1 pseudogene is annotated in these 964 nt (G+C 42.2%); it reads right to left on the bottom strand.

The window, feature by feature from the left end:
* Positions 1-475: 475 nt before the first annotated feature.
* Positions 476-964 (bottom strand): annotated as a pseudogene (locus ACTHSX_RS10440) (RHS repeat-associated core domain-containing protein); the annotation flags it as partial.

Genomic DNA, 964 nt, shown 5'->3' with positions numbered 1-964 from the left:
TTGATAACAAAAATAAAATTAAGAAATTTTTCAGTATTTCCATAGTTATCACGTTCCTTACTTATTTTTTACTTTGAGGAGTAAAGATCCTCATGGTGCCTGGTTTGCTTGTATCTTGCGAGCGATCAGCCTTCATTCCCATCGGTGTTAATTTCCCGTTACTTGAAAACCAAAGATATTCATTTGGTGCTTTAACTGTAGTATTTAATTCATTAGCAAGTTGTTGTCCAAGAGGGTTTGCTCCTTTTCCTGTATTACAGGATAAGATCTCAACCGTCATACCTGATTTATAGTTAGGATCTTTTTTAATTCTCGATGCTAATTTTTTAGCATCTAATCTTTCACCTGTAGCCCCATCTACCATCAATGAAGGATTACCATGCCCTCCTACCTGGAAAGTATTTGGTTTATTGGCAACTTTTTGAGCATAAGAGTGTATGTCTTCATTACTTGGAAATAAATTCATATTAACTCCAGCTAAACCTAACCAATCGACCCATACTTGGGTATTAGGTGCAAATTGATAAAGATTATCCCCACCTTCCAACCCAATCGGGTCCTGATTCACAAACCGACCTACTTCAGGCTCGTAATACCTGAAGAAATTGTAATGCAGCCCAGTTTCAAGGTCGCAATACTGGTTTTGCAGGCGGAAGGGTTGGTATGCAGTATCTGTTACCTTGGTTTCCTCTTTCAGACGACCCCAGCCGGTGTAGTTGCCGAATCAAACCAGGTTGCCGTCTTTATCGATCATCTCTCTTGGGATACCGATTTGGTCGCAGTGGAAGTAGTGGGTCTGTTGGCCGCTTTCGCCTTCTTCGTTGGTCCAGTTGTGTACCTGTGCCAAAGGTTCGTAGCTGTCGGGATTGGTGTAGATATAGGTATACCTGCCGTCTGGCTGGATTTCCTGTAAGAGGTGGCTGCCGTCCCAAACGAATCCGGTTTCCTCTTCAAGGCCGTCTGA

The organism is Neisseria sp. P0014.S002, from assembly GCF_051958295.1.
Lineage (GTDB): Bacteria > Pseudomonadota > Gammaproteobacteria > Burkholderiales > Neisseriaceae > Neisseria > Neisseria flavescens_B.
The sequence above is the reverse complement of the archived record's forward strand: the minus strand, read 5'-3'. Positions and strand labels throughout refer to the sequence as shown.